The organism is Candidatus Palauibacter soopunensis (assembly GCF_947581735.1).
Taxonomy (GTDB): domain Bacteria; phylum Gemmatimonadota; class Gemmatimonadetes; order Palauibacterales; family Palauibacteraceae; genus Palauibacter; species Palauibacter soopunensis.
On record NZ_CANPVT010000002.1, the window covers coordinates 159,769 to 186,399 of the forward strand.

Annotated in this window: 23 protein-coding genes; 12 read left to right on the forward strand and 11 right to left on the reverse strand. The window is 67.7% G+C overall.

Annotated features, from left to right (window positions below; translation table 11 throughout):
* Positions 1-149 precede the first annotated feature (149 nt).
* The 7 genes from RN901_RS01010 to RN901_RS01040 are packed head-to-tail and all read right to left on the reverse strand — an operon-like array spanning position 150 to position 6,787.
* Entirely contained in the window at positions 150-1,259 is a 1,110-nt protein-coding gene (locus tag RN901_RS01010) for a PDZ domain-containing protein (protein ID WP_310754900.1), read from the reverse strand.
* Positions 1,256-1,954 carry a hypothetical protein gene (locus RN901_RS01015; protein WP_310754902.1) on the reverse strand — a complete coding sequence of 233 codons (699 nt, stop codon included), beginning with the start codon at positions 1,952-1,954 and terminating at the stop codon, positions 1,256-1,258. The genes RN901_RS01010 and RN901_RS01015 overlap by 4 nt, the downstream gene beginning before the upstream one ends.
* A 14-nt stretch (positions 1,955-1,968) precedes the next feature.
* Positions 1,969-2,526, reverse strand: coding sequence for a sigma-70 family RNA polymerase sigma factor (locus RN901_RS01020; protein ID WP_310754904.1), 558 nt, complete (start codon positions 2,524-2,526; stop codon positions 1,969-1,971).
* 49 nt (positions 2,527-2,575) lie between these two features.
* On the reverse strand, positions 2,576-3,463 hold the full coding sequence (locus RN901_RS01025) for a phosphatase PAP2 family protein (RefSeq protein ID WP_310754906.1): 888 nt from the start codon (positions 3,461-3,463) through the stop codon (positions 2,576-2,578).
* On the reverse strand, positions 3,460-4,413 hold the full coding sequence (locus RN901_RS01030; protein WP_310754908.1) for an NAD-dependent epimerase/dehydratase family protein: 954 nt from the start codon (positions 4,411-4,413) through the stop codon (positions 3,460-3,462). Before RN901_RS01030 ends, RN901_RS01025 begins: the two co-directional genes overlap by 4 nt.
* A 24-nt stretch (positions 4,414-4,437) precedes the next feature.
* Positions 4,438-5,568, reverse strand: a complete 1,131-nt coding sequence (locus RN901_RS01035; RefSeq protein WP_310754910.1) for a hypothetical protein — start codon at positions 5,566-5,568, stop codon at positions 4,438-4,440.
* Between the two features lie 16 nt (positions 5,569-5,584).
* Positions 5,585-6,787 (reverse strand): aminotransferase class I/II-fold pyridoxal phosphate-dependent enzyme, encoded by a 1,203-nt coding sequence (locus tag RN901_RS01040; protein WP_310754912.1) that lies wholly within the window; start codon positions 6,785-6,787, stop codon positions 5,585-5,587.
* 208 nt (positions 6,788-6,995) lie between these two features.
* Between RN901_RS01040 and RN901_RS01045 the strand changes: the two genes are divergently transcribed.
* Positions 6,996-8,468: an FAD-dependent oxidoreductase gene (locus tag RN901_RS01045; protein WP_310754915.1), complete on the forward strand. Its 1,473-nt coding sequence runs from the start codon at positions 6,996-6,998 to the stop codon at positions 8,466-8,468.
* 21 nt (positions 8,469-8,489) lie between these two features.
* On the opposite strand, the gene fdhD is transcribed toward RN901_RS01045, so the two are convergent.
* On the reverse strand, positions 8,490-9,326 hold the full coding sequence (gene fdhD / locus RN901_RS01050) for a formate dehydrogenase accessory sulfurtransferase FdhD (RefSeq protein WP_310754917.1): 837 nt from the start codon (positions 9,324-9,326) through the stop codon (positions 8,490-8,492).
* 111 nt (positions 9,327-9,437) lie between these two features.
* On the opposite strand from fdhD, the gene RN901_RS01055 reads away from it, so the two are divergent.
* Together RN901_RS01055 and fdhF are read left to right on the forward strand one after the other, a co-directional pair.
* Positions 9,438-11,102 (forward strand): NADH-ubiquinone oxidoreductase-F iron-sulfur binding region domain-containing protein, encoded by a 1,665-nt coding sequence (locus RN901_RS01055; RefSeq protein ID WP_310754919.1) that lies wholly within the window; start codon positions 9,438-9,440, stop codon positions 11,100-11,102.
* A 113-nt stretch (positions 11,103-11,215) separates the two neighbouring features.
* A complete protein-coding gene (gene fdhF / locus RN901_RS01060) occupies positions 11,216-13,945 on the forward strand; it encodes a formate dehydrogenase subunit alpha (protein ID WP_345782336.1) in 2,730 nt (909 codons plus the stop codon).
* Positions 13,946-13,968: 23 nt separating this feature from the next.
* Here fdhF and RN901_RS01070 read toward each other — a convergent pair whose 3' ends face one another.
* Positions 13,969-16,002, reverse strand: a complete 2,034-nt coding sequence (locus RN901_RS01070; protein WP_310754920.1) for an aconitase family protein — start codon at positions 16,000-16,002, stop codon at positions 13,969-13,971.
* Positions 16,003-16,201: 199 nt separating this feature from the next.
* Here RN901_RS01070 and RN901_RS01075 point away from each other — a divergent pair, with 199 nt between their 5' ends.
* From RN901_RS01075 to RN901_RS01115, 9 genes are all read left to right on the forward strand, one after another.
* Entirely contained in the window at positions 16,202-17,113 is a 912-nt protein-coding gene (locus tag RN901_RS01075) for an NAD(P)H-binding protein (protein ID WP_310754922.1), read from the forward strand.
* Between the two features lie 244 nt (positions 17,114-17,357).
* Complete coding sequence (locus RN901_RS01080) at positions 17,358-18,029, forward strand: hypothetical protein (RefSeq protein WP_310754924.1); 672 nt, start codon at positions 17,358-17,360, stop codon at positions 18,027-18,029.
* Positions 18,030-18,054: 25 nt separating this feature from the next.
* Entirely contained in the window at positions 18,055-18,693 is a 639-nt protein-coding gene (locus tag RN901_RS01085; protein ID WP_310754926.1) for an OmpA family protein, read from the forward strand.
* Between the two features lie 113 nt (positions 18,694-18,806).
* Positions 18,807-19,892 carry a hypothetical protein gene (locus RN901_RS01090; RefSeq protein ID WP_310754928.1) on the forward strand — a complete coding sequence of 362 codons (1,086 nt, stop codon included), beginning with the start codon at positions 18,807-18,809 and terminating at the stop codon, positions 19,890-19,892.
* 56 nt (positions 19,893-19,948) lie between these two features.
* Positions 19,949-20,923, forward strand: coding sequence for an alpha-ketoacid dehydrogenase subunit beta (locus RN901_RS01095; RefSeq protein ID WP_310754929.1), 975 nt, complete (start codon positions 19,949-19,951; stop codon positions 20,921-20,923).
* A 32-nt stretch (positions 20,924-20,955) separates the two neighbouring features.
* The gene (locus RN901_RS01100; protein WP_310754931.1) at positions 20,956-22,467 is read left to right on the forward strand and encodes a dihydrolipoamide acetyltransferase family protein; all 1,512 of its coding nucleotides are present in this window, start codon (positions 20,956-20,958) and stop codon (positions 22,465-22,467) included.
* 157 nt (positions 22,468-22,624) lie between these two features.
* The gene (locus tag RN901_RS01105) at positions 22,625-23,341 is read left to right on the forward strand and encodes a hypothetical protein (protein ID WP_310754932.1); all 717 of its coding nucleotides are present in this window, start codon (positions 22,625-22,627) and stop codon (positions 23,339-23,341) included.
* Positions 23,342-23,366: 25 nt separating this feature from the next.
* The gene (locus tag RN901_RS01110; RefSeq protein ID WP_310754934.1) at positions 23,367-25,163 is read left to right on the forward strand and encodes a fumarate reductase/succinate dehydrogenase flavoprotein subunit; all 1,797 of its coding nucleotides are present in this window, start codon (positions 23,367-23,369) and stop codon (positions 25,161-25,163) included.
* A gap of 4 nt (positions 25,164-25,167) precedes the next feature.
* Entirely contained in the window at positions 25,168-25,908 is a 741-nt protein-coding gene (locus RN901_RS01115; protein ID WP_310754936.1) for a succinate dehydrogenase/fumarate reductase iron-sulfur subunit, read from the forward strand.
* 38 nt (positions 25,909-25,946) lie between these two features.
* Here RN901_RS01115 and RN901_RS01120 read toward each other — a convergent pair whose 3' ends face one another.
* Together RN901_RS01120 and RN901_RS01125 are read right to left on the reverse strand one after the other, a co-directional pair.
* Complete coding sequence (locus tag RN901_RS01120; RefSeq protein WP_310754938.1) at positions 25,947-26,408, reverse strand: PIN domain-containing protein; 462 nt, start codon at positions 26,406-26,408, stop codon at positions 25,947-25,949.
* Entirely contained in the window at positions 26,409-26,612 is a 204-nt protein-coding gene (locus tag RN901_RS01125; RefSeq protein WP_310754940.1) for an AbrB/MazE/SpoVT family DNA-binding domain-containing protein, read from the reverse strand. It lies immediately after the preceding gene.
* Positions 26,613-26,631 lie beyond the last annotated feature (19 nt).

The following is a 26,631-nucleotide window of genomic DNA, read 5'->3' on the forward strand; positions in this document are numbered from 1 at the left end:
GTACGATCTGCAGACCCGGCACGAAGGTCAGGTCGGTTTCGAGCTGGGGACCCTCGAGGTCGCGAACGAGGGGCAGGAGCACCTCGTTCCGGACAGGTTCGAGCCATGGGTAAATCTGGTGCGATGCCGCGGAAAGTCGCGAGCCACAATCAACGCCGGGGCCAGACTCCGCTCATCTCTTCACCTCCCCGAACCCACACCACGCCGAGACCTTGTTCCCGGTCCGATTCCAGCGCGGCGACGAGGTCGTCCAGGTCGCGTATCGGACGGTCGCCCGCTCGCACGAGGAGATCTCCCGGCCCGAGCCCGAGCCGATCGGTGACCGTCCCCCCGGCGACCCTGAGCACGAGGAGACCGTCGAGGCCGGGCCGGTCGGAATAGTTGCGCACAGGCTCGAACTCGGCCCCCGCGAACGTGCGGTGGAAGCGGACGGCAAGTTCGGTTTCCGTCAATGCCAGTTGAGCGATGCGAATCGCGCGGCGCCGGAACTCCGTCGGTGACAGGCGGGCCCGTACGGCCCCGACACGCTCCAGCGCGATCGTGAAGTCGCGATACGCCGACTCCGATTCCCGCTGCAGATCGCTCAGCACTTCCCGGCGGACCTCCGGCAACTCCGAGGCCGGTCGGTCGCGCACCGGAAGTATGTTGAGTCGACCGTCGACGACCCGCACGGCGGAAGGCTCCACGGCGACCCCGATATCCTCCGTATCGCGGACGGTGAGAGCGAAGCCTGGACGATCCCGCTCGGTCGGATCCGTCAGCCAGAGGACGAACATGTTCCGCTGCGGGTTCCCGGTCGTCGCCACGACCGTCCGGCGGCCCACCATCGGAACGTCATCCGCATCCGGCGGCCGGACATCGGGAATGACTTCGAAGGTGTAGCGCCCTCCGTCTCGAGTCACTTCCAGACGAACAGGAACGCTCGGTCGGATGGATGCGAGTGTCTCGGGCAGGTTGGCGAGGGTGAGCTCCACGCCGTCCATCGCCGCGAGTCGATCGCCCGCAAGGAGCCCCGCGCGCTCCGCCGGCCCACCCTCCTGCATCTCGCGAATCCGGAGGATGAGCGTACAGTTTTTCCAGTCTTCCGACGTCTCCCAGCCGCAGTTGTAGCGTTCGTCGACCCGCACGCCGAGCCAGCCGGCGGATTCCGCCGTCCCGGCTTCCTGCGCGGCGCCGACGAGGGCGGCGAACGGCAGGGCGGCCAGAGCCAGAGCCGAGGCCAGCGGCGTGCGCGGGGGCCGCCGGAAGAGCCGGGTCACCACGTTCGCGTCCCGCTTGCGCGGCCGAGTTCTTCCGCGAGTCGATCGCGCGTCTCCACGAGTTCCAACAGATAGGCGCTGGCGAACGGATCGTCGGGACTCGTCTCGAGCTGGTCCCGCAGCGCCCGGATATATCCCTCCAGCATCGCCAGTCTCTGCGCCATCTCCAGGGGATCCCGCTCGCTCGACGCGCCTTCCGAAGCGGGGTTCACCCCCCCATCTCCGACCTGCCTGAGCGGCGATCGCAGCGATTCCATCCGGCTGAGCCCGTCCACGAGGGCGCGACCATCATCGGTGGAGACGACCGCCGGGAGGTCCGCGAGATCCGCGGCCGGCGAGTTCGCGGACCGCACGCCGGTGAACTGGAGGCCGGCGACCACGCCGCCGGCGAACAGTATCAGGGCGGCGGCGGCCTGGAGCGGTCCCCGGACGAAGAGACGGCCCGCGAGGCCTCCTCCGATCCGACGGACGCCGGCACGCGTCTCGCCGGCATCGAGCGCGGCTTCGATGGCGGTCCACTGTCCCGCCGGCGCCTTTTCGTCCGGAAGCGCGGACAGCGCCATGCGCAGCCGGCTCAATCTCTCGAACTCGGCCTGGCAATCCCCGCACGCCTCGAGGTGGACCCGGCAGTCCCTGTCGGCCCACGGCTCGTCGAGCAGCGCCGAGATTCGCTCGGCATCCATGTGGTTCGCCATCTCGTCTATCCCTCTCAGAGGCGCGCTTCGCCCCGCGCACCGCCGTTCCCGGAATCTTCCGGAGCGATGAGCTTCCGCATGCGCGCCCGCGCCTTGTGCAACTGCGATTTCGACGTGCCGGGCGAACACCCCAGAGCCTCGGCGATGTCGTTGTGCGTCCAGCCTTCCACGTCGTGCAGCACGAGGACCCTCCGGTACCCCGGCGGCAATTGGTCCAGCGCCCGGGTCAGGACCCGACGCGTCACGATCACGTCGTCGTGCGCCCGCGCGACGCGGGGAAGCTCGGCGGCGGCTTCCACCGGACGCCGTTTCGACGATCGGCGCAGGCGGTTGAGCGCCACGTTCGTCGCCAACCGGTAGAGCCACGTGCCGAAGGCCGCATCGCCCCGGAAGAGGTGGAGCTTCTCGAACGCACGGATCCACGCTTCCTGGGAGAGGTCCTCCGCGAGGTGATCGTCGCCCACGAGGCGGCGAATCACGGTGTAGACGCGCCGCGCGTGGAGTTCGTACAACTCCCCCATCGCGGATCGCTCTCCCGCTTTGGCGCAGGCGATCAGGTCGCGTTCTTCCACGTCGTCCCTCTGAAGGTCACCTTCCGGATCCACCGCTTTGATGCGCGGTTCAGCCCGCGGGTTGCCCGCCTTCGGCTGCCCGGGCGCCGTTCGCCCCGGCGCCGGCTGCTCGCAGTACGGCGCAGACCAGCAGCCCGAGCAGGATGCCCGCGAGGGCGTCGGTCGCGTAGTGGAAGCGACCGTACACCGTCCCCGCAGTCAACGCGAGTTCCGGGATGAGGAGGAGCCAGAACCAGCGCCGATCCTCGCGCCCGGCCGCTACGACCCCGGCCAGGGAGGCGGCGATGTGGGAACTGGGGAAGGCCGTGCCCTTCGACGATCCGGCCTCCAGGATCCCGTGCACGATCCCGAACAGCGTGCCCTCGCCGATCTCGCCCCCGATCTGTGCGAACTCGTATCGGGGGCCGGCAACCGGGAAGAACATGAAGATGAGATAGGAGGCGAAGAAGGCGGCGGCCACGGCGAGGGCGGTGCGCTGCATGGCCCGGGTCCCCCGCGTCGCGAACACGCCCAGGATCGCGGCGGGAATGATGGCGTAGTAGGCGAAGTAGCCCAGATGCAACACCTCGGAGAAGGGGAGCCAGGGGAGCCACGCGCTGAGGTCGATGCTAGGCTGCCCACCGAACACGGCGGCATCCCACGCCTGCACCGTCGCGTCGAAGTACCGTTGCGTGAAGAAGCGGTTGAGGACCGAGAGTTCCGCATACAGGACGGGCGTCAGGAGCACGGCGTACGCCGCCCGTGCGATCGCGGCGAGGCCGGCGCGCGGGTGCCAGGCCGCGAGCCGCGTGATCCCGAAGACGGCGACCGCGTGGGCCGCCGCGATGCCGGCGCCGGGCAGGCCGCCGAACGCCAGGGAAACGAGACCCGTGCAACCGAAGTAGCCGATGGCGACGCGGTCGACGGGCAGGAGCCCTCCGCTTCGGCCGCGGATCACAGCCAACCCGTGCGGCGATACCACGCGGCCGTGCGCGCGAGCCCCTCTTCGATGCCGACCCGCGGCCGCCAGGGATCGAGATGCCTTCGGCTCGGCTCGATGTCACACGTCCAGGCGTATGCGGACAGATCGCGCGCGCGTCTCCGGTCGAACGCGGGGGCCTTCCCCGTGAGGCGGCCCGCCAGCTCCGACAGCGCCCCCACGGCGAGAAAGAGTGCGGACGGCAACCGCAGGACGCGGCCCGGGCGATCCACGGCGGCCATCAACGGACTCGCCAGGGCGCGCCAGGAATGGCGCTCCGCCGCGGCGATGGGAAGCGGGTGCGGCGCCGGCTCGACCTCGAGGGCGGCGAGGACGGCCGAGGCGACATCGGCAACGTACACCGGCTGCAGGGGCGCGTGGCTGCGCGGAATCGCGATCCAGCCTCGCGCCGCCAGCCGGAAGAGCGGCAGCAGGTCGGAGTCACGCGGGCCGTAGACGCCGCCCGGCCGGAGCACGGTGACCTCCATCGGCCCGCGGATGGAGGCGAGCGCGGCCTCCGCCTCGGCTTTCGACCGGCCGTACGGGCTCACAGGGCCGTCCGCGCCATCCGGGCCCCGGGCGGCGAGGCTGCTGATGAAGACGAACCGTCGAACTCCCGCGTCCGCCGCCGCCTTGGCGAGCTTCAGCGTTCCGACCGCATTCACGGTCATGAACTCGGACTCGTTGCGCGCCCGCGTGAGCGCGCCGCAATGCACGATGGCGGCGCAGCCCGCGAGCGCCGCGGCCGCCTGCGGTCTGTCCTCGGCCGCGAGATCGAGCTCGACTTTCCCCAGTTCGAGGCGATCGAGACGACGCGTGTCGCTCGTTCGCCGCACGCTCGCCGTGACCTGGTGTCCGGCCCCGACGAGGGCCTCGGCGAGATGACCGCCGAGGAACCCGCTTCCCCCCGTCAGAAAGACTGATGCCATGAGTAAAGCGACATAGTAAAGCGCCTACAGCGCCGCTTCGTACAGTCGGTAGGTTCGGTACATCCTGCCGCCGAGACGCTCGATGGCCTGGTTCATCTTCTGGTTGTCCTCGAGGATCCACGACTGCTCGGCGGACGTCATCCCGGCGGCGATCCCTTTCCTGAACAGCCAGAGGTAGAGGAGGACGTCGACGGCCTTGCCGCGCCATTCCTCCGCCAGCCCCAGGATGATGACGCGCATGCACGTGATCTTTCGTCTGTAGATGAGCGCCTTGAAAATCCCGAAGGGAAAGAGCCGGCCGTTCATCCGGCGCAGCACCTGGTTGAAGTCCGGGAGGGCAAGGGCGAAGCCGGCGGTCCCGCCCTCGGGCGTCTCCGCGAAGAGCGCGAGTTCGGGATCGAGTATGGGCTTGAGCTCGGCCGCCATGTGATCCATCTCGGCCGCGGTCATGGGGACGAAACCCCAGTTCTTCTCCCAGGCCGCGTTGTACAGGCGCTGGACGCGGCCGAGTTCCTCGTCGAACCGCGACATGTCCATCGTCTTGATCCGGATGCCGTACCGGCGTGTCACGACCTTTTCGGCGCGGAAGAGGTGAGGCGGCCAGTCGCCCTTCTTCATGAGCCACGCGAAGAGATCCTTGACCTTCCGCAGTCCGGCGGCCTCCAGCAGCCCGGGGTAGTACGGCGGGTTGTAGGGCATGAGGACGACGGGCGGCCCGGGATCTCCGTCGATGAGCAGGCCGCAGGTCTCGTTGGTCGAGAAGCTCGTGGGACCCCGCATCGCCACAAGGCCGCGTTCACGGAGCCATGCCCGCACCGCGTCGAGCAGCGCCCCGGCCACCTCCGGGTCGTCGACGCACTCGAACCAGCCGAAGAACCCCACGGATTCGTCGTGCTCCCGCTCGTGATTCCGGTTCCGGATGGCGCAGATCCGGCCCACCGCCCGGCCGTCGCGCAACGCGAGGTAGGGCTGGACTTCCGAGTGCTGGTGGAACGGGTGTTTCGCGGGATCGAAGGCGGCCCGCACGTCCCTCTTCAGCGGGGGGACCCAGTCGGGGTCGCCCCGGTAGATCGACCACGGCAGGTCGATGAAGCGCTTGAGATCGGCGCGGCTCTCGACGGGGACGACGCGCACGGAGGGAGCGAGACTCATCATGGTGGGAGGCGCCGGTTCAGACGACGCCGAGCTTCTTCCCTACGCGCTCCACCTGTTCGAGCACGAAATCGAGATCGTCGTCCGAGTGCGTGGCCATGTAGCTCGTGCGCAGGCGGCAACTTCCCTCTGGCACGGCGGGCGGGACGACGGGGTTCGTGAAGACGCCCGCTTCGAACAGCGCGCGCCAGAACACGAACGTCTTCTCCATGGGCCCGATGAGAATGGGGACGATCGGGGTCTCGGTCGGCCCGATGTCGAATCCGATCGACTTGAAGCCCTCCATCATCCTGTACGTGTTCTTCCAGAGCTGCTCCCGGCGCTCCGGCTCATCGCGGATGATCTCCAGCGCCTTCAGCACGGTGGCGGCCGAGGCGGGGGGCATGCTCGCGCTGAACATCAGGGCGCGGGCGTTGTGCTGGAGGTAGTCGATGACGTCCGCGCGGCCCGCCACGAAGCCACCGATCGAGGCGAAGGACTTGGAGAAGGTGCCGAGGATCAGGTCCACTTCGTCGGTGAGTCCCCAGTGCTCGGCGGTCCCGGCCCCGGTTTCTCCCAGCACGCCCACGGCGTGCGCGTCATCCACCAGGATGGCCGCGCCGTACTCTCGCCTCAGTTCGACCAGGGTGGGCAGATCGGCGATGTCGCCTTCCATGCTGTACACGCCGTCCACCGCGATCAGCTTGCCCCGGCCGGGGTTCTCCGCCTCGAGCATGCGGCGCAGGGTGGCGAAGTCGTTGTGGTTGAAGCGTCGCGTGCGGCCGAGCCCCAGACGCACGCCGTCCTGGAGGCTGGCGTGATCCAGCTTGTCGATGTAGACGGTGTCCGCGCGGCCGATCAACGCGCCCAGCGTGCCGAGATTCGTCTGGTAGCCCGTCGAGAATACGAGCGCAGCCTCCATGCCGGTGAAGTCGGCGAGCTCGGCCTCGAGTTGCTCGTGAAGATCGAGGTTGCCGTTGAGGAAGCGGCTGCCCGTATTGCCGCTTCCGAACTTGTTGAGGGCGTCACGGGCCGCCTCGAGGACGCGCGGATCGTGCGTGAGCCCCATGTAGTTGTTGGAGCCCACCATGATCTTGCGGGCGCCCTCGATGACGACCCACGTGTCGTGAGAGGCCTCGATGGGCCGGAAGTACGGATAGAGACCGGCCTCGCGGAGGTTGTTCACCGTCGCTAGTTCACGACACTTGGCGAGGATCGAAGGCGTCTCGACGCGGCTTTTCATTGAGCCCGACGGTGACACCGCGGCTTGGGATGTAGGATTCTGCACGAAGCGAAGCTAAGCCGGAATCGGGACGCCCGGCAAGGAAAAACGGCCGTCTCCGGCGCGGTTTCTTCGCGGCGGGTGTACCGTGAGGGAGAGTTCGCGGAGCCGCGATCGCTTGCGGGCGTCTCCGCGTGCGAAACGATCACCCTCCATGGGGAGTAGCAACGTGACCCAGGACCGGACGTTCGACATCGTCGCCATTGGCGGAGGGACCGCGGGGCTCGTGACGGCCGCCGGGGGCGCGGGACTGGGTGCGAACGTGGCCCTGGTCGAGCGTGACCGCCTTGGCGGGGACTGCCTGTGGACCGGATGCGTACCGTCCAAGGCCCTCATCGGCTCGGCCCGGGTGGCCCGGCACGTTCGCGACGCGAGCGCGTTCGGTCTCGGGGTCCCGCGGCAGGAGATCGAGGCGGCCGACGTGCTCTCGAGCGTTCGCGATGTCCGCGCGCAGATCGAGCCGCACGATGATCCGGAGCGTTTTCGCGCCATGGGCGTCGATGTGGTCGAGGGAGCGGCCCGCTTCGTTTCGCCGCATGAAGTCGAGGTGGACGGTCGGCGCCTCCGCGCGCGGCGCTTCCTGATCGCCACCGGCTCCAGGGCCGCGGTGCCCCCGATCCCGGGGCTCGAGGACGCGGGTTACTTCACGCACGCCGAGGCGTTCGACCGGGACACGATCCCCGGCTCGCTCGCCGTGATCGGCGGCGGGCCGATCGGCGTCGAACTTGCTCAGGCGTATCGCCGTCTCGGGGCCGACGTCACGGTCGTCGAACTCCTCGACCGGCTCATGGTGCGCGAGGAACCCGAACTCGCGGACCTGCTGACGAGCAGACTGCGGGACGAGGGCATCCGTATCCGGACGGGCCGCATCGTGACGCGTGTCGACCGCGCGGGGAACCGGCGGCGGGTGACGATCGCGCCCCCCGCGACTGCGGAGGCAGGGCCCGGCCAGGAGGGGCGTGCGGAGACGTTCGACGTCGACGAAGTCCTCGTCGCCGCGGGGCGGGCGCCCAACACGGAGGACCTGGGGCTGGACGCCGCGGGGGTCGAGACGGCCGGGGGCTGGGTCACCGTCGACTCCAGGCTCCGCACCTCCCGCAAGCACATCTTCGCGGCCGGCGATGTGACCGGCGGGTTCCTGTTCACACACGTCGCCGACCACGAAGCGCGGACCGTGGTCCAGAACGCGCTCTTCCCGGTGCGCGCGAACATCGACTACCGCGTGATTCCCTGGTGCACCTATACCGATCCCGAACTCGCGCACGTGGGCCTCACCGAAGCCGAGGCCCGCGACCGACACGGGCCCTCGGTGTCCGCCCACGTCTACGACATCGGGAATCTCGACCGCGCGATCGCGGAGCGCGCCGCCATGGGCCGCGTGAAGATCGTCGTCGGAAAGGGGGGCCGGATTCTGGGCGGACACATCCTGGCGCCCGGCGCGGGGACGATGATCGCGGAGATCTCGCTCGCCATGAAGGTGGGGGTGAAGCTGGGGACGCTCGCGTCGCTGGTGCATCCGTACCCGACGATGAGCGAGGGGGTGAAGCGTACCGCCGATGCGTACCGCAGATCGACGCTGACGGGATGGCGGAAGTCGGCCGTCGACCTCGCGCTCAGGATCGGGCGGGCCCTGCCGCCTTGAGGAGCCGCGCCCGGAAGACCGTCAGCCGACGCGGTGGCGGCCCGTGTAGACGTTGAATCCCGTCGGCTTCGCGAAGCCGATCAGCGTCATCCCGAACTCCCCGGCCACGTCGACGGCGAGGCTCGAGGGGGCGCCCACGGCCGCTACGATCGGGATTCCGGCGGCAAGCGCCTTCTGCATGATCTCGAAGGAGGCCCGGCCGCTCACGGCCAGCACCGTATCGCCCAGGGGCAGATCTCCCTGGAGGAACCTGTCTCCGATCACCTTGTCGAGCGCATTGTGGCGCCCGATGTCTTCCCGCAGGAGACGCAGTTGACCGGCCGTGTCGAACAGGCCGGCCGCGTGCAGCCCGCCCGTCCGTTCGAACACCGGCTGGCGGCTGCGAAGCGCTTCCGGGAGGGCGCGCACGATCTCGGCCGCGACGGTCGGTCCCTCCGCCGGCACGGGAGCGCAGCCCCGAATCTCGATCGCCTCCAGGGAGGCCTTCCCGCAGACGCCGCAGCTCGACGTCGTATAGAAGTTGCGGGTCAGTTCCTCCGGGTCGAACCGCGCCGTCTCGCTCAGATGCGCGGTGACGATGTTGTATTCCTGCGTCTCCACGTCGACGCAGTACCGCAGGTCGGCGATGTCGGACCGCTGTGCCAGCAGCCCTTCCGAGAAGAGGAACCCGGCCGTGAGGTCGAAATCATCCCCCGGCGTGCGCATCGTCACCGCCACCTGGTGCTCTCCTCCGTCCGCGGGCGCGATCCGGATCTCGAGCGGTTCTTCGACCGCGACGGCGTCGCGCCGCCTTCGGCTCGAGGCCTCGGACACGCGATCGATGTCGACGCGGGCGGTGTTCCTTCGGGGCGTAATCATGGGCCGAAGCTACGTTGTCGACCTCCAAGGTGCCGGAGCAAGCGCTCCGTCGGCCGTCGTGCCCGACACCCTCGTTTGCCGCTATTCGTGTCGGCGGGTAACTATGACGGCATGAACACGCCCTCGGACGCGGATCTGCTCGCGAAGTGGCGGGCACGACCCGCTCCTCTGCTTCCGCTGCTGCATGACTTCCACGAGAGGGATGGGTTCCTCTCGGAGGCGTCTCTCAGAGCCATCTCCGAGGATCTGAGGATTCCGATCGCCGACCTCTTCGGGACCGTGACCTTCTACCATCACTTTTCACGCAATCCCGAGGGCTACTCTCGTGCGCGCGTCTGCACCGGGCCGATCTGCGCGCTGGCGGGGGCCGACGGACTGCTGGCCGGGCTGCCGAACGCGCAGGCGATGCCCTGCCCCGGCCGCTGCGACGAGCCGATTCCGGTGCTGGACCGCGACCGGGTTCTCTGCGGAACGACGGCGGCGGAACTCTCCTCTCGACCCTCTCCTCTTCCGCCCGCGCCGCACGCGGACATCGAGGAATGCGTATTTGCCCACATCCGGACTCCCGGACGCGCCACGCTGGCGGGCTATCGGGCGACGGGCGGCTATGCCGGCCTCGAGAACGCCCTCCGCGGGCGGCCCGGCTCGCTCCTCGATGTCATCGACGCAAGCGGCCTGGCGGGGCGTGGCGGCGCCGGCTTCCCCACCGGACGGAAGTGGCGGGCGGTGGCGGAGGCCGCTGGGGAGCCCAAGACCATCGTCTGCAATGCCGACGAAGGGGAGCCGGGCTGCTTCAAGGACCGGGCGCTGATGGACTACGATCCGCACGCGGTGATCGAAGGGATGATCGCCGCCGGCTTCGCGACGGGCGCCACGCGAGGGTTCATCTACCTTCGTTACGAATATCCGGACACGCTGAGCATTCTGGAGACGGCCCTGGAAGAAGCCCGCGGCGCGGGGCTGCTGGGGCCGGAAGCCCGCGGGCCCGGACGGCCGTTCGACCTCTGGGTACGCCGCGGCGCGGGCGCCTACATCTGCGGCGAGGAGACATCTCTTCTCAACAGCCTCGAGGGCAAGCACCCGTTTCCGCGTAACCGGCCGCCCTTCCCGGTGACGCACGGGTATGAAGACCTTCCCACGGTCGTGAACAACGTCGAAACGCTGGCTTCCGTGCCACATATCCTCGTGCACGGCGCCGACTGGTACCGGGGGCTCGGGATCGGCGACCACGCGGGGACGAAGGTGATCTCGCTCTCCGGGGACGTCACGCGCCCCGGCAATTATGAAGTACCGATGGGCTTCCCGCTGATGACGCTGATCGACGACTGGGCCGGCGGTGTGCCGGGCGGGCGGAAGATTCAGGCGGTGACGATGGCGGGGCTGTCGGGCGGCTTCCTGGCGGGCGACGATCTCGAGGTCACGCTGGACGAGCCCGACATCCGCTCCAAGGGTTCTTTCCTCGGTGCGGGCGGCATCATGGTCTTCGACGACTCCCGGGACATGATCGAGGTCGCGCATTCCGCCATGGAGTTCTTCGCCGAGGAATCGTGCGGTAAGTGCTTCCCCTGCCGCATCGGAACACAGCGCCTGACGGAGCGCCTGCACGGGGAAGGCCCACCAGAGGTCGGTGTCTGGATCGACGAGGTGCACGATCTGGGCGACACGATGATGCAGACGAGCGCCTGTGGACTCGGGCAGGCCGCCCCCCTCATCACGGAGAGCCTGATCCGTTACTTCCCCGATCGCGTGTCGAGCCACGTCACCGAGTCCGCCTAGCAGGCCGGAAAAACGCCGGCCGGATTTGTCGCGGCGCGCGCGGCGCGTCATGTTAGTGGGCCCGGCAGTTTCCAGCAGTGCGGGGTTCCGGGACACGACACCTGCCTCCGGAGGTGGGTTTGAGCGACAATTCGGGCAACGGCACCGGCTTCGACTTCGAGATCGCTCTCGACGGCGAGAAGGTCGGCGTCCGTCGGGGCGAGAGCCTTTACGAGGTCTCCGAGCGGCACCGCAAGGAGATCCCGACGCTGTGCTACGATCCGCGCCTGGAAGCCTTCGGTGCCTGCCGTCTCTGCATCGTGGAGCTCGAGGGCGCCCGCAACCCCATCGCCTCCTGCACCATGCGGGCGGAGCCCGGCATGCGGATCACGACCCGCTCGGCGCGGCTCGACATGCACCGCCGTGTGCTCATGGAGATGGTCGCCTCCGAGAACCGCGACACGGACGTCGACCCGCTCTCCGGATACGCCTCGCAGGAGATGGCGGTCCTGCTCGACCGCTACGACGCCCGGACGGGCCGCTTCGCCGGGGCCCGGTCCGGCCGCAGCCGGCCGGACGACGACAACCCCTTCATCCTCCGCGACTACGACAACTGCATCTCCTGCTATCGCTGCGTGCGGGTCTGCGCGGAGCAGGAGGGCGACTACGCGATCTCGATCATGAACCGCGGCTTCGAGACGCAGATCACGACGGAGTTCGAAGGCCTGCTGGGGACCTCCGCGTGCACGTTCTGCGGGCAGTGCGTGCAGACTTGCCCGACCGGGGCCCTCGCCGACATCAAGGCGCTCGCGAAGGCGGACGTGCCGGGGGAGACCGAGAAGACGCGTACCGTGTGTCCCTACTGCGGCGTCGGGTGCTCCGTCGACCTGCTGTCCCGCGGGGACACGCTGATCGGCGTCCAGCCGGCGATGGATGGACCCGCCAACGAGGGCGCGCTCTGCGTGAAGGGGCAGTTCGCGTTCGACTTCGTGCAACACCCCGACCGGCTTGCCTATCCGATGGTACGCGGCGAGGACGGCGAACTCCACGAAACCGACTGGGACACGGCCCTCGACCGCGCGGCGGCGGGTTTCACGGCGGCGGTGGAGAATCACGGCAGGCATTCCGTGTACGGCGTCGCCTCAGGCCGCGCGCCGCACGAAGCGGCCTACATGATGCAGCGGTTCATCCGGGGCGCGTTCGGTACGAACCAGATTGACAACTGCAGCCGTGCTTGACACGCCCCCACGGTCGCCGGTCTGGCGGCCTCAATCGGACGGGGGGCGATGTCGAATCCGCTCCGGGACATGGATAAGCCCGATGTGATCTTCTGCATCGGGACCAACATGACCGAGTGCCATCCCGTCGCGGCCACCCGCATCAAGCGCGCGGTGGCCCGGGGCGCCAAGCTCATCGTCGCCGATCCGAGGCGGATTGCACTGGCCGAGATGGCGGACATCTACCTGCCGCTGAGGGTGGGATCGGACGTCGCCCTGTTGCTCGGCATGGCCCACGTGATCGCCCGCGAGGGGCTGATGGACGACGATTTCGTGGCCGACCGCACGACGGAAGGCCGGGACTTCATGGAGCACGTCCTGGAGTACCCGCCGGAATGGGCCGAGTCCATCACCGGGGTGGACGCGAAGCTGATCGCCGAGGCGGCGCGCTGGTATGCGAAGGCCGAACGCGGAGCCATCTACTACACGCTCGGGATCACGGAGCACATCTGCGGCGTGGACAACGTGCAGAGTCTGTGCAATCTCGCCCTCATGACCGGCAACGTCGGCCGCGAGGGAACGGGGATCAATCCGATGCGCGGCCAGAACAACATCCAGGGCGCGGGAGACTCCGGGGCGCTGCCGAACAACTATCCCGGCTTCCAGGACGTGCGCGACCCGGCGTACCAGGCGAAGTTCGCCGCCGCCTACGGCCGGGAGGTGGACCTTGAACTGGGGCCCACGAAGGTCACGGCGCTCGACATGTGCGGCGACCGGATCCGCGCCATGATCATCAACGGTGAGAACACCGTCGTCACGGACCCCGACCGTGAACATTGCGAGCATGCCCTCAGGAGCCTCGACCATCTCGTCGTGATCGACATCTTCCTCACCGAGACGGCGCAGCTGGCCGATGTCGTGCTCCCGGCCACCGCCTGGGCGGAGACGGACGGCGTGTGCTCGAACACGGAGCGGCGCGTTCAGCGTCTGCGAAAGGCGGTGGATCCGCCGGGCGAGGCGAAGCCCGACTGGTGGTGCGTGTCCCGTATCGCGCAGCGCATGGGGCTGAAGGGTTTCGAGTTCGAGTCGGCCAAGCAGGTGTTCAACGAACTCTGCTCGCTCTCACCCATTTACGCGGGCCTGGACTGGGATCTCATCGAACACGGCGAATACCACTGGCCGGTGCCGGAGCGCGGCCACCCCGGCACACCCATCCTTCACAAGGGCGAGTTCGAGAACGGGCGCGGGATCTTCCAGTTGATCCGATACCGGGACCCGGCCGAGACGATCTCGGACGAGTACCCGATCTGGCTTACGACCGGGCGCCGGCTGCCGGCCTATCACACGAGGACGCAGACCGGGCGCGCGGCGGGGATCGAGTACCTGTTGTCCGAAGAGTCCCTCGAGATGCACCCGGCGGACGTGTCGAAATGGGGGCTCGAGGACGGCGGCTGGGCGATGATGTCGAGCCCGCGCGGCCAGGTACGGATCAAGGTCGAGGCCAACGACCGATCGCCGCCCGGGACGGTGTTCGCGTCATTCAGCTTCAACGACGTGCCGGTGAACTTCCTCACCGGCGGCGGCTACGACCCGATCACGCACACGGCCGAATTGAAGGTGTGCCCCGTGAGGGTCGAGCCCGTCTAGCAGCCCCCTGGCAAACCCCCGCGTCAGCGCCGCGAGAGGGCGGCCCCACGGTTCCACGGCTGGTCTCCGTACGCGACGATTCTTCCCTCGATCGCCGAGGCCACGCACGTCAGCGGACTCGCCAGATAGACCTGGCCCGGTCCGCTACGCCCGGGGAAGTTCCGATTGATCGAGCTGATCGTGACCTGCTCCGCCGTCGTAGACACCCCGGGCCCCGCGTTGATACAGGCTCCGCAGCCGGGAGCGAGGACATCGAATCCCGCATCCCTGAGAGCCCGGTCGTGGCCCTGTTCCCGGCTCCACGCCTCCACATCGATGGAACCGTACTGGGCATAGGCGCGGACGGACGCGGGCACACGCTTCCCCGCCGCCAGCGCCTCCCGCGCCACCCCGGCGTACATCTCGAAGTCCGCCCGCTTCGCCCCCGTGCAGGCTCCGACGAACACGGTATCCAGACTCACGTCTCCTTCCAGGGCCGAGATGGGCAGGCCGTTTCCCGGATCGCCGGGGGTCGCGACCATCGGTTCGATCCCGCTCGCGTCCATCTCGATCGTCGCCGCGTATGCCGCTCCCGCGTCGCTGTACAGTCCGTCGCACAGCGCCCGGATTTCGTCCATCGGTACGCCACGCCGTCTCGCGATCCAGGCCACGGCCTTCTCGTCCGGCGCGATGATGCCGGTGAAGCCCCCTACCTCGGCCGCCATGTTCGTGAGCGTCGCGCGCTCGTCGATGGACAGAGCCTCCACGGCCTCTCCCGTGAACTCGATGATGCGGCCGATGGCCTCGCCGCTCTTGACCGTCGGATGACGCAGCAGTTCGAGGATGAGGTCTTTCGCCACGACCCCGCGTGGCGGCTCGCCGGTGATGTTCACCCGGATCGACTCCGGCACTTCCAGCCGGACGTCGCGGGTCGCCCAGGCGTTGACGATCGCGGACGTCCCCACGCCGAAGGCCACGCATCCCAGCGCACCCGCATGCGGGGTGTGCGAATCGCTGCCGATGATGATCTGGCCGGGGAGCGCGTAGCGGTCCTGCACCATGATGTGGCAGATCCCCTCGCTCCCGGTGCGGTCGGGCAGTTCGCCGTGCAGGCGCACGCCCTTCGCGGCGGCGAACTCCCGCTGGCGGTCGTGCAGGGCGTGGGCCGCGTCGAGCAGTCCGGCCGCCTTCCTTTCTTCCGTAATGACTTCGTCGAGGAACGCGAGGTGGTCCCGGAAGAAGACGATGGACTCGGTGTGGTTCAGTGCCGCGTCGCCCGCGAAGTCCTCCCAGAACGTCGACGCCATCGGGGTCACGTACTCGTGGGAGAAGCGAAGATCCGCCCGGAGGAAGCCGGCGTCGCCCGGTTGCACCGCGGGAACGCCCAGCGCACCGGAGGCCGCGTCGGTGACCCAGTGCCGGGCGATGATCTTTTCCGCAATCGTCTGCGGGCGGTCCGCCGGGGTTGCGATGCCGGGGAGCGTGACGAGTCCCTTCAGCCGGGCCACGGCGTAGTCGAGCAGTCCGCCATACTCGATGATGTCGCGCTGAATGCGCCCCGCGTCTCCGATAAACGCGTCGAGCGGGATTTCCTCCCCGCGCCGGATCTTCTCGATGAGGGAGAAATCCGTCGATGCGAGGAGGCCGATGTTCGCGCAATTCTCCCCGTAGATGCGCTCGATGTTTTCTCCGATGACCACGCGGAGGCCCGCGGCGCGCTCGGCATACGGCGAAGCCTCCCGGCTCGACCCCTTCCCGCGCCTCTTCCCGGACACGGAGCACACGAAGCCGCCCTTCCGGATGTCGTTGCGGCCGATCGGGCGCTCGTCGCCGCAGAGGAGTCCCACGTACGGGTATTCCCCCAACTTCTCGTCGAAGTGGTAGCAGACCCAGCCGGGCGTGATCTCATCGGTCGAAATGTCGTCGCGCAGAGGAATCGACGGATCCCATTCGAGGTCCTCCCCCGCGAGTTGCCGACGGATGAGGTCCGGATCTTCGGTAAGAAAGAGGATCCGCCCCCGGAGGCGGACGGTCGGTGGACGCCTGGCCACCTCGGTTTCGAGCAGATGTTCCAGCATGTTTGTACTCCGCCCTGACCGGGCCGGAAGTTCGGGATGGAGAGGGCCGCCGTCGCGAGTATCCGCGCGACGCCCGGAACATGATATTGGTCCGGTATCCGACGACAGCACTGAGGTGCGAGCACGAATACGATGTCGAACCGTTATCCGGGGGATGTTCAGGTGATGCGTGCCCCGGCGCCAGTCGGGAGGTGAAGTGATGCCGCGGGTCCTGGTCGCGGGTGGCACAGGCTTCCTCGGACGTGCCTTTGTCCGGGGGCTGCACCGTCGCGGGGCGCAGGTTGCCGTGCTGACCCGTAACCCCGCCGGCGCGCGGCGTCTCGGGCTCCCGGCGGAATACGTCGAGGGGGACGTGCGTCGGCCCGGCGCGCTCACGTCTGCGATGCACGCCGTGGACGCAGCCATCCTCTCCGTTCAGTTCCCGGGCTATCCCGTGGAGGCGCCCGCGCGCGGCCGGACGTTCATGGAGGTCGATGCCCGTGGTACCGCCGCCCTGGTGGAGGCCGCGGTGGAGGCGGGCGTGCGCAAGCTCGTCTACCTGTCCGGGGTCGGAGCCGATCCCGGCTCCGCACGGGCCTGGTATCGCGCAAAGGGGTTGGCGGAGGCTTCCGTTCGGGCGTCGGGCCTGGACCACGTCATCGTCCGACCCTCATGGGTCTACGGCCCCGAAGACCGGAGCCTCAACCGCTTCATCGCGCTCATTCGCGGGATTCCGTTCGTTTTTCCCCAACTGGGGGACGGCTCGGGGCGGATCACCCCGATTCACGTGGATGATCTGGCGGACCTCGTGTGCGAGGCGACGCTGGGTTCGGCGGGAGACGGCCTCACTCTGGAGGCGGGTGGCCCGGATGTCCTGTCACTGGACGACGTCGTTCGGACGGCCATGGCCGCGCTTGGACGTCGCCGGGTGATTCTCCACATTCCGGAAGGTCTCGTAAAGCTCGCCGCCGCGTGCGCGGAGCGTCTCCCCGGCCAGATCCTGTCGCGCGATGCCGTAGACTTCGTAACCCAGGATGGGATCGCCGATTCCGACCTTGCCCGACGTCGTTTTCCGGCGCTTCGTTCGCGCGACTTCGCGACGGGACTGGCGGAGTACGTCTCCCGCGCCTGAGCCGCCGATCTTCGCGTGTTCGGGAGCCTGATCGGCCGCCCTCGAACGAGGTTTCCGCATGCACTGGAGCACGCGTTGTATCTCTTGCATGTTATTCGACATCGGGCTTAGCTTGCATCGATTTTTCCGGCGACATCGGAGGCCGGGTGCCGCTGGTTGCAGTTGGACGTTCGTGCCTGGTTTGCGTGGCGAATCAGACAGCCCGCGCGTTCCTCGGCAGCCTCATAACTCGCAGGAGGTCGATATGAAGGATGTGTTCAGAAAACTGGTGTTGGTGGTCGGCGCGGTGGCTGCGTTCGCTTTTCTGCCGGCCCGGGCCGAGGCCCAGAGTCCCTATTCTCCGATGTTCTGGTCGTTCGAGGGCGGAGTCGGGATGGCCATCCCGATGGGTGACATCGCCAACTCCGCCGAGTCGGGTCCCTCGTTCTCGGGCGCGGCATCCTACTTCCTGCGGCCGCGTCTGGCGTTGCGGGCCGAGGGAGCGCTGGACATGCTCGCCACGAAGGGGGCAATCGACCCCAACTTTGAGATCCTGCATGTGACGGGCGGGATCGAGTATCACCTTACGGATCCGATGGGCAGCGCCACTGTGGCGGTCGATTTCGGCCTCGGGGTTTCGACGCTCAATTCGGATGCGTTTCTGCTGCGCAACAATCCCAGTCCGGGACGCCATACGGTGGGCCTGGTGAACGGGTCCTATTTCTCCGGCAACGCCGGAATCAAGGCGGGGCTCAACTTCGCCCAGCACGCCGAGACCGGCGTTCCGATGGTCACGCTCTTCGCACAGGCCGACCTTCGCTACGTCATGACGGATGCGTCGGAGACGGCCGTGTACGGCGAACTCAACGGCCAGCCGGGGTTCGACTCGATCATGGAATTCCCGCTCTCGGTTGGCCTCCGTGTCAACTTCCCCTGAGCCGAAAAAAGGAGGAGTAGCGAGGATGCGCCAGAACAGGGTGTGGGTGTCGACGGTTGTGGTGGCTCTAGCCTTCCTGTCTACGGGTTGTATGCAGCTCGTGCGCCAGTGGGAACTCGATCGCGTCATGGAGCCCGTTCACGGGCAACTCACCGACCACGAGGCCCGCATCGCCGAGAACACGGCCGCCGTCGAGGCGCTTCAGGGCGACATAGAGGAGCTGCGGAGCCAGCTTGATCGTCTGCAGCGGGAGTTCGGAGGACACGTAAGCGACGACGACATGCACGGGGCCGGACTTGCGGTAGCCCTTCCGGTACACTTCGACTTCAACAGTTCCGAGGTGCGTGCCGTCGACCGCCCGATTCTGGATGCGTTCGCGGCGGCGATCCGGGGGTCCTACCCGCAGGCCCGGATCACCGTGGAAGGTTCCGCCGACAGTGCGGGATCCGAGGCGTACAACCTGATGTTGTCCCGGGAACGAGCCGAGAGCGTGAGGGATTATCTCGTGCAGACCGCGGGGATGAACGCCGATAACATCGACGTTGCGGCCATGGGCGAGTCGCGCCTCGTAAACCAGGACACCGGGGTCGAGGACCGCCAGACCGGGATCGAGAACCGACGCGCTACGTTCGTTGTCGAGTGGGTCGGATCAGGCTCGGATTAGATCGGGCGATGTCGTGAGTTGCGCCTGATGGCCAAGTTGGAGCCAGGCTCCCGGGTTTCGGCCCGGGAGCTTTTTTTGCCGCATCGCCCGGTTCGGCGGGCCGCGTCGACCTGATGACGGGGGGTTCCGCGTCCAAGGGGTATCGCGCCGCCGTCGAGGGCGTGGGACTGTTCTCGAACGTCCGCCGCCGCGTCGTCGCCGTATCGGGTGCGGGGGCGCTACGAGTCGTGAACGGCCTCGCCTCGAACGATGTGAAGGATGTCCCGTCGGGGCAGGGCGTCTATTCCTTCCTCCTGGATCGTCGAGGCCGCGTCGTCGTCGATCTGCGGATCCTGCCCGGGGCGGGTTTCGAGCGCGACGCCGGAGACGCGGGGACGGAAACGCTGTGGCTGGATACGCCGAGCGAGGCCGTGCCGGCTCTGATGAACCACCTCGAGAAGTACGTGCCGCCGATGCTTGCCAGGCACCGCGTGACGGGGGTCGCAGTGCGGACACTCATCGGACCGCGAGCGGCCGAGGCGCTCGAACACTGGGAAGCGGCTGCAGGCGTCTCTTTCCCGCGGCGCCCCTCCGAGCTCGCCCCTCTCGAAGCGACAACCCTGCGTCTCGGAGACATTGCGGCCCTCGCGGCTCGCCGGGAGGACATCGAAGGCGCCGGGTTCGACCTGTATGTCGGTGAGGTTGCCGAAGCACGCGAGTTGGAACGGCTCGCGACACAGCTGGAGGGCGCCGTCACGCGGGCGGGTGGCGCCGCCGCCGTCCCCGCGGACTGGGAGATCCTGCGTGTGGAGCAGGGATTGCCGGTGTTCGGATCCGAACTGGGTGCGGAGCGATTGGCCCAGGAGGCGGGCCAGGATGACCGCGCGATCAGCCTTGCCAAGGGGTGCTTCACCGGCCAGGAGGTCGTCGCCCGCGTCCACTATCGCGGCCATGTGAACCGTCACCTGCGCGGCCTCCGCTGGGCCCCGGACGTCCCCCATCGGGCACGCGACCTTGTCGGGGCCCACCTTCGGGCGGCCTCCGGAACCGATCGCGCCAGGCAGTTCGGCGTCGTCACGTCCGCCGTTCATTCTCCGCGTTTCGGACCCATCGGTCTGGGCTACATTCGGCGGGAGATCGCCCCTGGCGCGGCGCTGGAGTCGATGGACCATCCGGGAGTCGCGCTACACGTCACGGATGTGCCCTTTACTTATAAGTAAAGGACATCGCGCGAGGCGTTTGCTGATGCGGACGGCGCGCGGTTATTCTTCGCGCCGTGGCTACCTATCTTGAGGCGATTCGACAGGCGATCCGCGAGGAGATGCGAGCGGACGCCGATGTCTTTGTCATGGGCGAGGATATTGGCGCCTACGGCGGCGCGTTCAAGATTACGGAAGGGCTCCTCGAGGAGTTCGGAGAAGGTCGCGTCATCGACACCCCGATCAGTGAGGCGGCGATCGTGGGTGCGGCGATCGGGGCGGCCCAGATGGGTTTGAAGCCGGTGTGCGAGATGCAGTTCATTGACTTCATCGCGCCGGCGTTCAACGTGATCGTCAACTTCGCCGCCAAGGTCCGCTACCGGACGGGAGTGGGGGCCGGGCTGGTGATTCGGGGACCGTGCGGCGCGGGCGTGCGGGCGGGGCCTTTTCACTCTCAGAACGTCGAGTCGTACTTCGCCAACGTGCCGGGCCTCAAGCTGGTGGCACCGGCCACCGTGCGGGATGCGAAGGGCCTGCTCAAGGCCGCGATTCGGGATCCTGACCCGGTGCTCTTCTTCGAACACAAGTACCTGTATCGAAGACTCCGTGAAGAGCTGGAGGAGGGCGAGGAGTTCCTGACTCCGCTGGGGAAGGCCCGAACGCACCGCGGAGGAACGGACCTGACGCTGGTCACGTATGGCGCCATGGTCCACACGGCGCAGGAGGCGGCGGAGCAACTGGCGGTGGAGGATGGCGCCGAGATTGAAATCATCGACTTGAGAACGCTGCAACCGCTCGACAGCGCGGCGATTCTCGAGAGCGTGAAGAAAACGGGGAGGCTCCTCATCCTGCATGAAGCGCCGCGCTTCGGCGGCTTCGGCGGCGAGGTGGCAGCGTTGGTTTGCGAGGGCGCGTTCGAGTGGCTTGACGCTCCGGTCCGGAGGGTAGCCGCGCTCGACACACCGGTGCCTTACGCCGCCGAGCTGGAGGAGGCTCATCTGCCCCAGGTAGCGGACGTCGTCTCGATGGCCCGCCTGCAATTGAGTTACTGAACCCACGCGGCTGTGCGCCGGGGAAGAACACCATGTCCAAAGTGGATGTCATCATGCCGCAGATGGGGGAGTCCATCGCGGAGGGCACGTTGACGCGCTGGCTCAAGAACGTCGGGGATCCGGTCGAGCGTGACGAAGACCTGTTCGAGATATCCACGGACAAGGTGGACGCGGACATTCCGTCGCCGGCGGGAGGGGTGCTGGCTGAAGTTCTCGTTCAGAGCGGCGAGACCGTCGAGATCAACACGGTGGTTGCCCGCATCGAGACGGACGCCACGGTCGCGACATCGGCAGCCCCGTCGGCGCCCGCGGCCGAGCCCCCGTTGGACCCGCCGGCCAAGGCGATGGAGGCCGGGCCCGTGACGTCAGCCGCGCCGGCGGCCATCCCCGCAGCTCCGCCTGCGGACGCCACGCCCGTATTTCCGGGCTCGGGGACGGCGGGGTCACCGCCCACTCGGGATGAGCGGCTACGGACACGATCGACGCCGCTGGTGCGGAAGATCGCCGCGGAGCACGGTGTCGACATCCGCCAGGTGCCCGGGACGGGTGCCTCCGGCAGGGTGACCCGCGATGACATTCTGGCGTTCATCTCGGCCGGAGGGCCGGAGGTGGCGCCCGCTGCTCCCGTGGCCCCCGCGCCCGCCGCGGTGCCCGCTTCGACCGCCGAACCCACTCCCGCTGCGGTCCCGGCGCCGGTTCCGGCCCCCGACGTGAAGACGGCGGAGCCGGCGCTGCCCGAGACATCGGCGCCCGCGCCGGCGACGCCCGGCACGCTTCGGATCCCCATCCACGGGGCCACGCTGGATGTCCGGCTCGGTTCCGTGCCGATTCGCGAGCGCGACCGGGTCGAGGAGATGAGCAGAGTCCGCCTGCGGACGATGGAACACATGCTCATGTCCAAGCGCGTCTCCGCGCATGTGACGTCCGTGACCGAGGTCGACTTCGAGCGGGTCGTTCAACTCAGGCGGTCGCTCAAGCCGCGCTTCGCCGACCAGGGCGTGAAGCTCACCTACGGCCCCTTCATCTATCGCGCCGTGATCGAGGCCCTGGGCGAGTACCCGATCCTCAACTCGTCCGTGGACGGATCGCGAATCGTGTATCACGGCAACATCAATCTCGGGATCGCGGTGGCGATCAACGACGGCCGCGAGCTCATCGTGCCCGTGCTCAAGGACGCGGACCAGCTCAGCCTGCTGGGCCTCGCGCAGCGCTCGAACGAACTCGCCGAGAAGGCTCGCAACAAGGCACTCGACTTCGACGACATCCAGGGCGGGACGTTCACGATCACGAATGTGGGGGTCTTCGGAAACCTGTTCGGGACCCCGATCATCAACCAGCCTCAGGTCGCCATCCTCGGAACCGGCGTGATCGAGAAGCGTCCGGTCGTCATTCAGGACGGACTCGGCAATGACGTGATCGCGATTCGCAACCGGGCCTACTTCGGCCTTTCCTACGACCATCGCGTGGTCGATGGCGCCATGGCGGCGTTCTTTCTCAACAGGGTCCAGGAATACCTCGAAGGGTTCCCGGACGATTCCGCTTGACAGTCATCCTGACGGCCCGGTAGGCTGGCCACGGCTTGCCGGCAGGCCGTGGCAAGTTCAGCCCCACCCCACGAAGAGTCGACGAAAGACCATGGAAAGCTCGGTCGCGGTTCGAGATCGCGGTTTCGGCAAGACCCTCCGCAGGGATCGCTGGTGGATGCCACCCCTGAGCGTAGCGCTCGGGCTCGGCCTCTTCGGGGGCTACGCCACCTGGTCGGTCCTGCAGGGCGGCAACTATTTCGCCGACCCATACCTGTCTCCTCTGTACTCGCCGTGCATCGCCGCCAGCTGCCCCGAACAGATCCGTCTGCTCGGAATCGAGTGGTGGCCGTTCTCTCCGGCCATACTGATGATGGGGGTGATTCTCGGGTTCCGGGGAACGTGCTACTACTACCGGAAGGCGTATTACCGCGCCTATCTCCTCGACCCGCCCGCCTGTGGGGTGGGCGAGTTCCGCGGCGACAGGTACTCGGGGGAGACACGGCTGCCGTGGGTCCTCCAGAACCTTCACCGCTACTTCCTGTACGCCTCGATCGTCATCTGGCTCTTCCTGACCTACGACACGATTCACGGGTTCTTCTTCGAGGACGGCTTCGGCGTCGGAGTCGGATCCATCGTCCTACTGATCAACCTCGTGCTGCTCTCGGGATACTGGTTCGGCTGTCACTCGCTCCGCCATCTCATCGGCGGCGATGTCGACTGCTATTCCTGCGCGCTCGCGGGCAAGGCGCGGTACAAGGCGTGGAAGGGCGTGAGCTGGTTCAACAAGCGCCACATGAGTTGGGCCTGGTTCAGCCTCGTCTTCGTGTGCGTGACGGATCTGTACATCCGGCTGGTGGCGATGCGGGTGTTCGAGGATCCCCGACTCTTCTGAACCCACAGGGCACAGCGGACCTTTCATGGAGATTCCAGAACGCCACGAGCATGACGTCCTTGTGATCGGAGCCGGCGGCGCCGGCCTCCGCGCGGCGATCGCGGCCATCGAGGCCGGCGCATCGGTGGGACTCGTCGGCAAGTCGCTGCTCGGCAAGGCGCACACGGTCATGGCCGAGGGCGGGATGGCGGCCGCACTCGGCAACAACCGCCCGGAAGACAATTGGCAGGTTCATTTCCGCGACACGATGCGGGGCGGGAAGGGATTGTGCGACTGGCGGATGGCCAGAGCGCACGCCGCGGAGGCTCCGGATCGGGTGAGAGAGCTGGAGGCCTGGGGCGCCCTCTTCGATCGGGCGGAGGACGGACGTATGAACCAGCGTCCGTTCGGGGGACACACCTACGGGAGATTGGCGCACGTCGGCGACCGGACGGGGCTGGAGATGATCCGGACGCTCCAGGATCATGCCGTGCACGAAGGGGCCGACGTCTTCATGGAGTGCACCGTGTTCCGGTTGATGCTGGTGGATGGCCGGGTGGCCGGCGCGCTCGCGTACTGGCGTCCGACCGGCGAGTTCGTGCTCTTCCGCGCCCGGACGATCATTCTCGCCACGGGGGGACTGGGTAAGGCCTGGAAGGTGACCTCCAATTCCTGGGAGTGCACCGGTGATGGAGTGGCGCTCGCCTACGACGCGGGGGCCGAACTCATGGGCATGGAGTTCGTCCAGTTCCACCCCACGGGAATGGTGTGGCCGCCCAGCGTGCGCGGCACGCTCGTCACGGAAGGGGTCCGGGGCGAGGGAGGCGTTCTCACGAACCGGGACGGCGAGCGCTTCATGTTCCGGTACGTCCCCGAGATGTTCGAGGGAGACTACGCGGAGAGCGAGGAGGAGGCGGACCGGTGGGTGGAGGGCGACCGCGTGGCGAACCGCCGGCCGCCCGAACTGCTCACCCGGGATGTCGTGGCAAAGGCGATTGTCGCGGAGGTCGAGGCCGGACGCGGGAGTCCGCACGGCGGCGTCTTCCTCGATATCTCGGAGAAGCGGAGTCCCGAGTACATCAAGGCCAAGCTCCCGAGCATGTATCACCAATTCAAGGAGCTTGCGGGCGTCGACATCACGACCGATGCGATGGAGGTCGGGCCGACGACTCACTACGCAATGGGTGGAGTGAAGGTACACCCCGAGACGGCAGCGACGCGCGTTCTCGGGCTGTACGCGGCGGGAGAAGTGGCCGCCGGCCTTCACGGCGGCAATCGTCTCGGCGGGAATTCTCTCTCCGACCTTATCGTGTTCGGTCAGCGCGCCGGCGCCGCCGCCGCGGAAGAGGCGAGAGAGGTATCGCTCGCCGACATCCCGGCATCTGAACTGTCCGCGGCCGTCGCGGGCGCGACGGCGCCCTTCGAGCGGGAGGGTGGACGCAATCCCTTCGGCCTGCAGGAGGAATTGCAGCAGATCATGCAGGACAAGGTCGGCATCGCCCGCACGGAGCGGGCGCTGCGTGATGCCCTCGAAGATGTCCACCGACTGCGCGGGGCGCTCGAAACCTGCTCAGTCCACGGGGGGCGAGCCTTCAACCCGGGTTGGCACACCTGGCTCGACCTCGGCGTCATGCTCACCGTGGCCGAAGCGGTCGTCCTCTCGGCGCTCGAGCGCCGGGAGAGCCGCGGCGCGCACACCCGGGTCGACTATCCGGACTCCGATGCCTCGCTCGGGCGGGTCAATCTTGTCATCCGATCGGCCCACGGACGGATGGTGACGGACACCGAGCCGGTATCGGAGCCGCCGGCGGAACTGAGGCAGCTCATCGAGGAAGGGGTGTAGCGAGGTGGCGGAACGAACTTTCGAGGTCTACCGCGGGTCCGACGACGACGGACGGCTCGAATCCTACACGGTCGAGATCGATCAGGGCATGGTCGTGCTGGACGCGATCCACCGTATCCAGGCGGAGCACGCGCCGGACCTCGCGGTGCGCTGGAACTGCAAGGCCGGCAAGTGCGGGTCTTGCAGCTGCGAAGTCAACGGGCGGCCTCGCTTGACGTGCATGACCCGGATTTCCGACTTCGAGGAGAGCGAATCGATTACGGTCACGCCGATGAAGGCCTTTCCCGTCATCAAGGACCTCGTAACCGACGTCTCTCAGGCATACCGAAACAACGCCGCCATCCCGCGTTTCAGGCCGCGCCCCCGCGATGCGGACGACGGCTGGCGGATGAAGCAGTACGAGATCGAGAGGGCACAGGAAATGAGGAAGTGCATCGAGTGCTTCCTCTGCCAGGATGTGTGTCACGTCCTCCGGTCACACGGAAAGCACCGGGAGTTCATTGGCCCCACCTACCTCGTGAGAACGGCGGGATACAGTCTGAACCCGATCGACGTGGAGGACCGGAGCGCGTTTCTCAAGGAGTCGGGGGGCATTGGGTTCTGCAACATTACGAAGTGCTGCACCGAGGTATGCCCGGAGGGCATCACCATCACGGACAACGCGATCATCCCCCTGAAGGAACGGGTCGTCGACCGCTTCTACGATCCACTGAAAGCGCTCGTAAGACTCGTGCGGAGACGCTAGCGGCCCGTCGTTGAACCCGGTGCCGCGCCGAGGGTGGCTCAGCCGAAGTCTTCGACGTTCAACACCTGCATCCCGGCGATCCGTCGAAGTCCCGAGCCCGATGTGAGGTACACCTCGGCGCCCGAAACGAGCGCCGTCGCAATCTGCAGGGCTCGTTCCGGCCGGCCCCCAAGCTGCGCTCGCACTTCGGCGGCCTGAATGGCGATCTCGGGGCTGGCCGACACGATGTCCAGCCGAGGGTAGAGCCGGAGGTTCCGCGCCACATCGCGAGCCGCCGCCGGCTTTCCCTGCCGATACACTTCCGCGAGGATCTGGTACAGGGTCAGACTCGACGTCTGGGCCCTGATGCTGCCGCTCGCAATGCCCGAGAAGGCGAGTTCCGTCTGTCTCGTCGAGCCCCTGCCGCTCAGGTGAAGAGCGAACACGCGAGCGTCGACGTGCACGAGCCCGGCCCCGGCCAGGCGTCCCTCGAGATCGGCGGAGTTCCCTGCGTCCGCCACTCAGGCTTCCTCGAGTTCGGGCCAGAGATCGCCAGCGTCGACCACATCCCGAAGCATGCCCTGTAGACGATCCGTTTCGTCGGGCGGCAGCTTTTCCATCCTCACGGTCTGACCGTCCACCGACACCGCGAGCCGGTCCCCCGGTACAAGGCCCAGCGCCTCCCGCGCGGCCTTTGGAACCACAATCTGGTTCTTGCTGCTCATCTTTACCGAAACGACCATA

What these genes read in the sequence shown, in the direction of transcription:
- RN901_RS01055 (WP_310754919.1), top strand. Translation starts at nt 9,438, where the DNA reads ATGAACACGCCCTCGGACGCGGATCTGCTCGCGAAGTGGCGGGCACGA.
- RN901_RS01105 (WP_310754932.1), top strand. Translation starts at nt 22,625, where the DNA reads ATGCCACCCCTGAGCGTAGCGCTCGGGCTCGGCCTCTTCGGGGGCTAC.
- fdhD (WP_310754917.1), bottom strand. Translation starts at nt 9,326, where the DNA reads ATGATTACGCCCCGAAGGAACACCGCCCGCGTCGACATCGATCGCGTG.
- RN901_RS01030 (WP_310754908.1), bottom strand. Translation starts at nt 4,413, where the DNA reads ATGGCATCAGTCTTTCTGACGGGGGGAAGCGGGTTCCTCGGCGGTCAT.
- RN901_RS01110 (WP_310754934.1), top strand. Translation starts at nt 23,367, where the DNA reads ATGGAGATTCCAGAACGCCACGAGCATGACGTCCTTGTGATCGGAGCC.
- RN901_RS01085 (WP_310754926.1), top strand. Translation starts at nt 18,055, where the DNA reads ATGCGCCAGAACAGGGTGTGGGTGTCGACGGTTGTGGTGGCTCTAGCC.
- RN901_RS01070 (WP_310754920.1), bottom strand. Translation starts at nt 16,002, where the DNA reads ATGCTGGAACATCTGCTCGAAACCGAGGTGGCCAGGCGTCCACCGACC.
- RN901_RS01125 (WP_310754940.1), bottom strand. Translation starts at nt 26,612, where the DNA reads ATGAGCAGCAAGAACCAGATTGTGGTTCCAAAGGCCGCGCGGGAGGCG.
- RN901_RS01080 (WP_310754924.1), top strand. Translation starts at nt 17,358, where the DNA reads ATGAAGGATGTGTTCAGAAAACTGGTGTTGGTGGTCGGCGCGGTGGCT.
- RN901_RS01100 (WP_310754931.1), top strand. Translation starts at nt 20,956, where the DNA reads ATGTCCAAAGTGGATGTCATCATGCCGCAGATGGGGGAGTCCATCGCG.
- RN901_RS01015 (WP_310754902.1), bottom strand. Translation starts at nt 1,954, where the DNA reads ATGGCGAACCACATGGATGCCGAGCGAATCTCGGCGCTGCTCGACGAG.
- RN901_RS01075 (WP_310754922.1), top strand. Translation starts at nt 16,202, where the DNA reads ATGCCGCGGGTCCTGGTCGCGGGTGGCACAGGCTTCCTCGGACGTGCC.
- RN901_RS01040 (WP_310754912.1), bottom strand. Translation starts at nt 6,787, where the DNA reads ATGAAAAGCCGCGTCGAGACGCCTTCGATCCTCGCCAAGTGTCGTGAA.
- RN901_RS01090 (WP_310754928.1), top strand. Translation starts at nt 18,807, where the DNA reads ATGACGGGGGGTTCCGCGTCCAAGGGGTATCGCGCCGCCGTCGAGGGC.
- RN901_RS01035 (WP_310754910.1), bottom strand. Translation starts at nt 5,568, where the DNA reads ATGATGAGTCTCGCTCCCTCCGTGCGCGTCGTCCCCGTCGAGAGCCGC.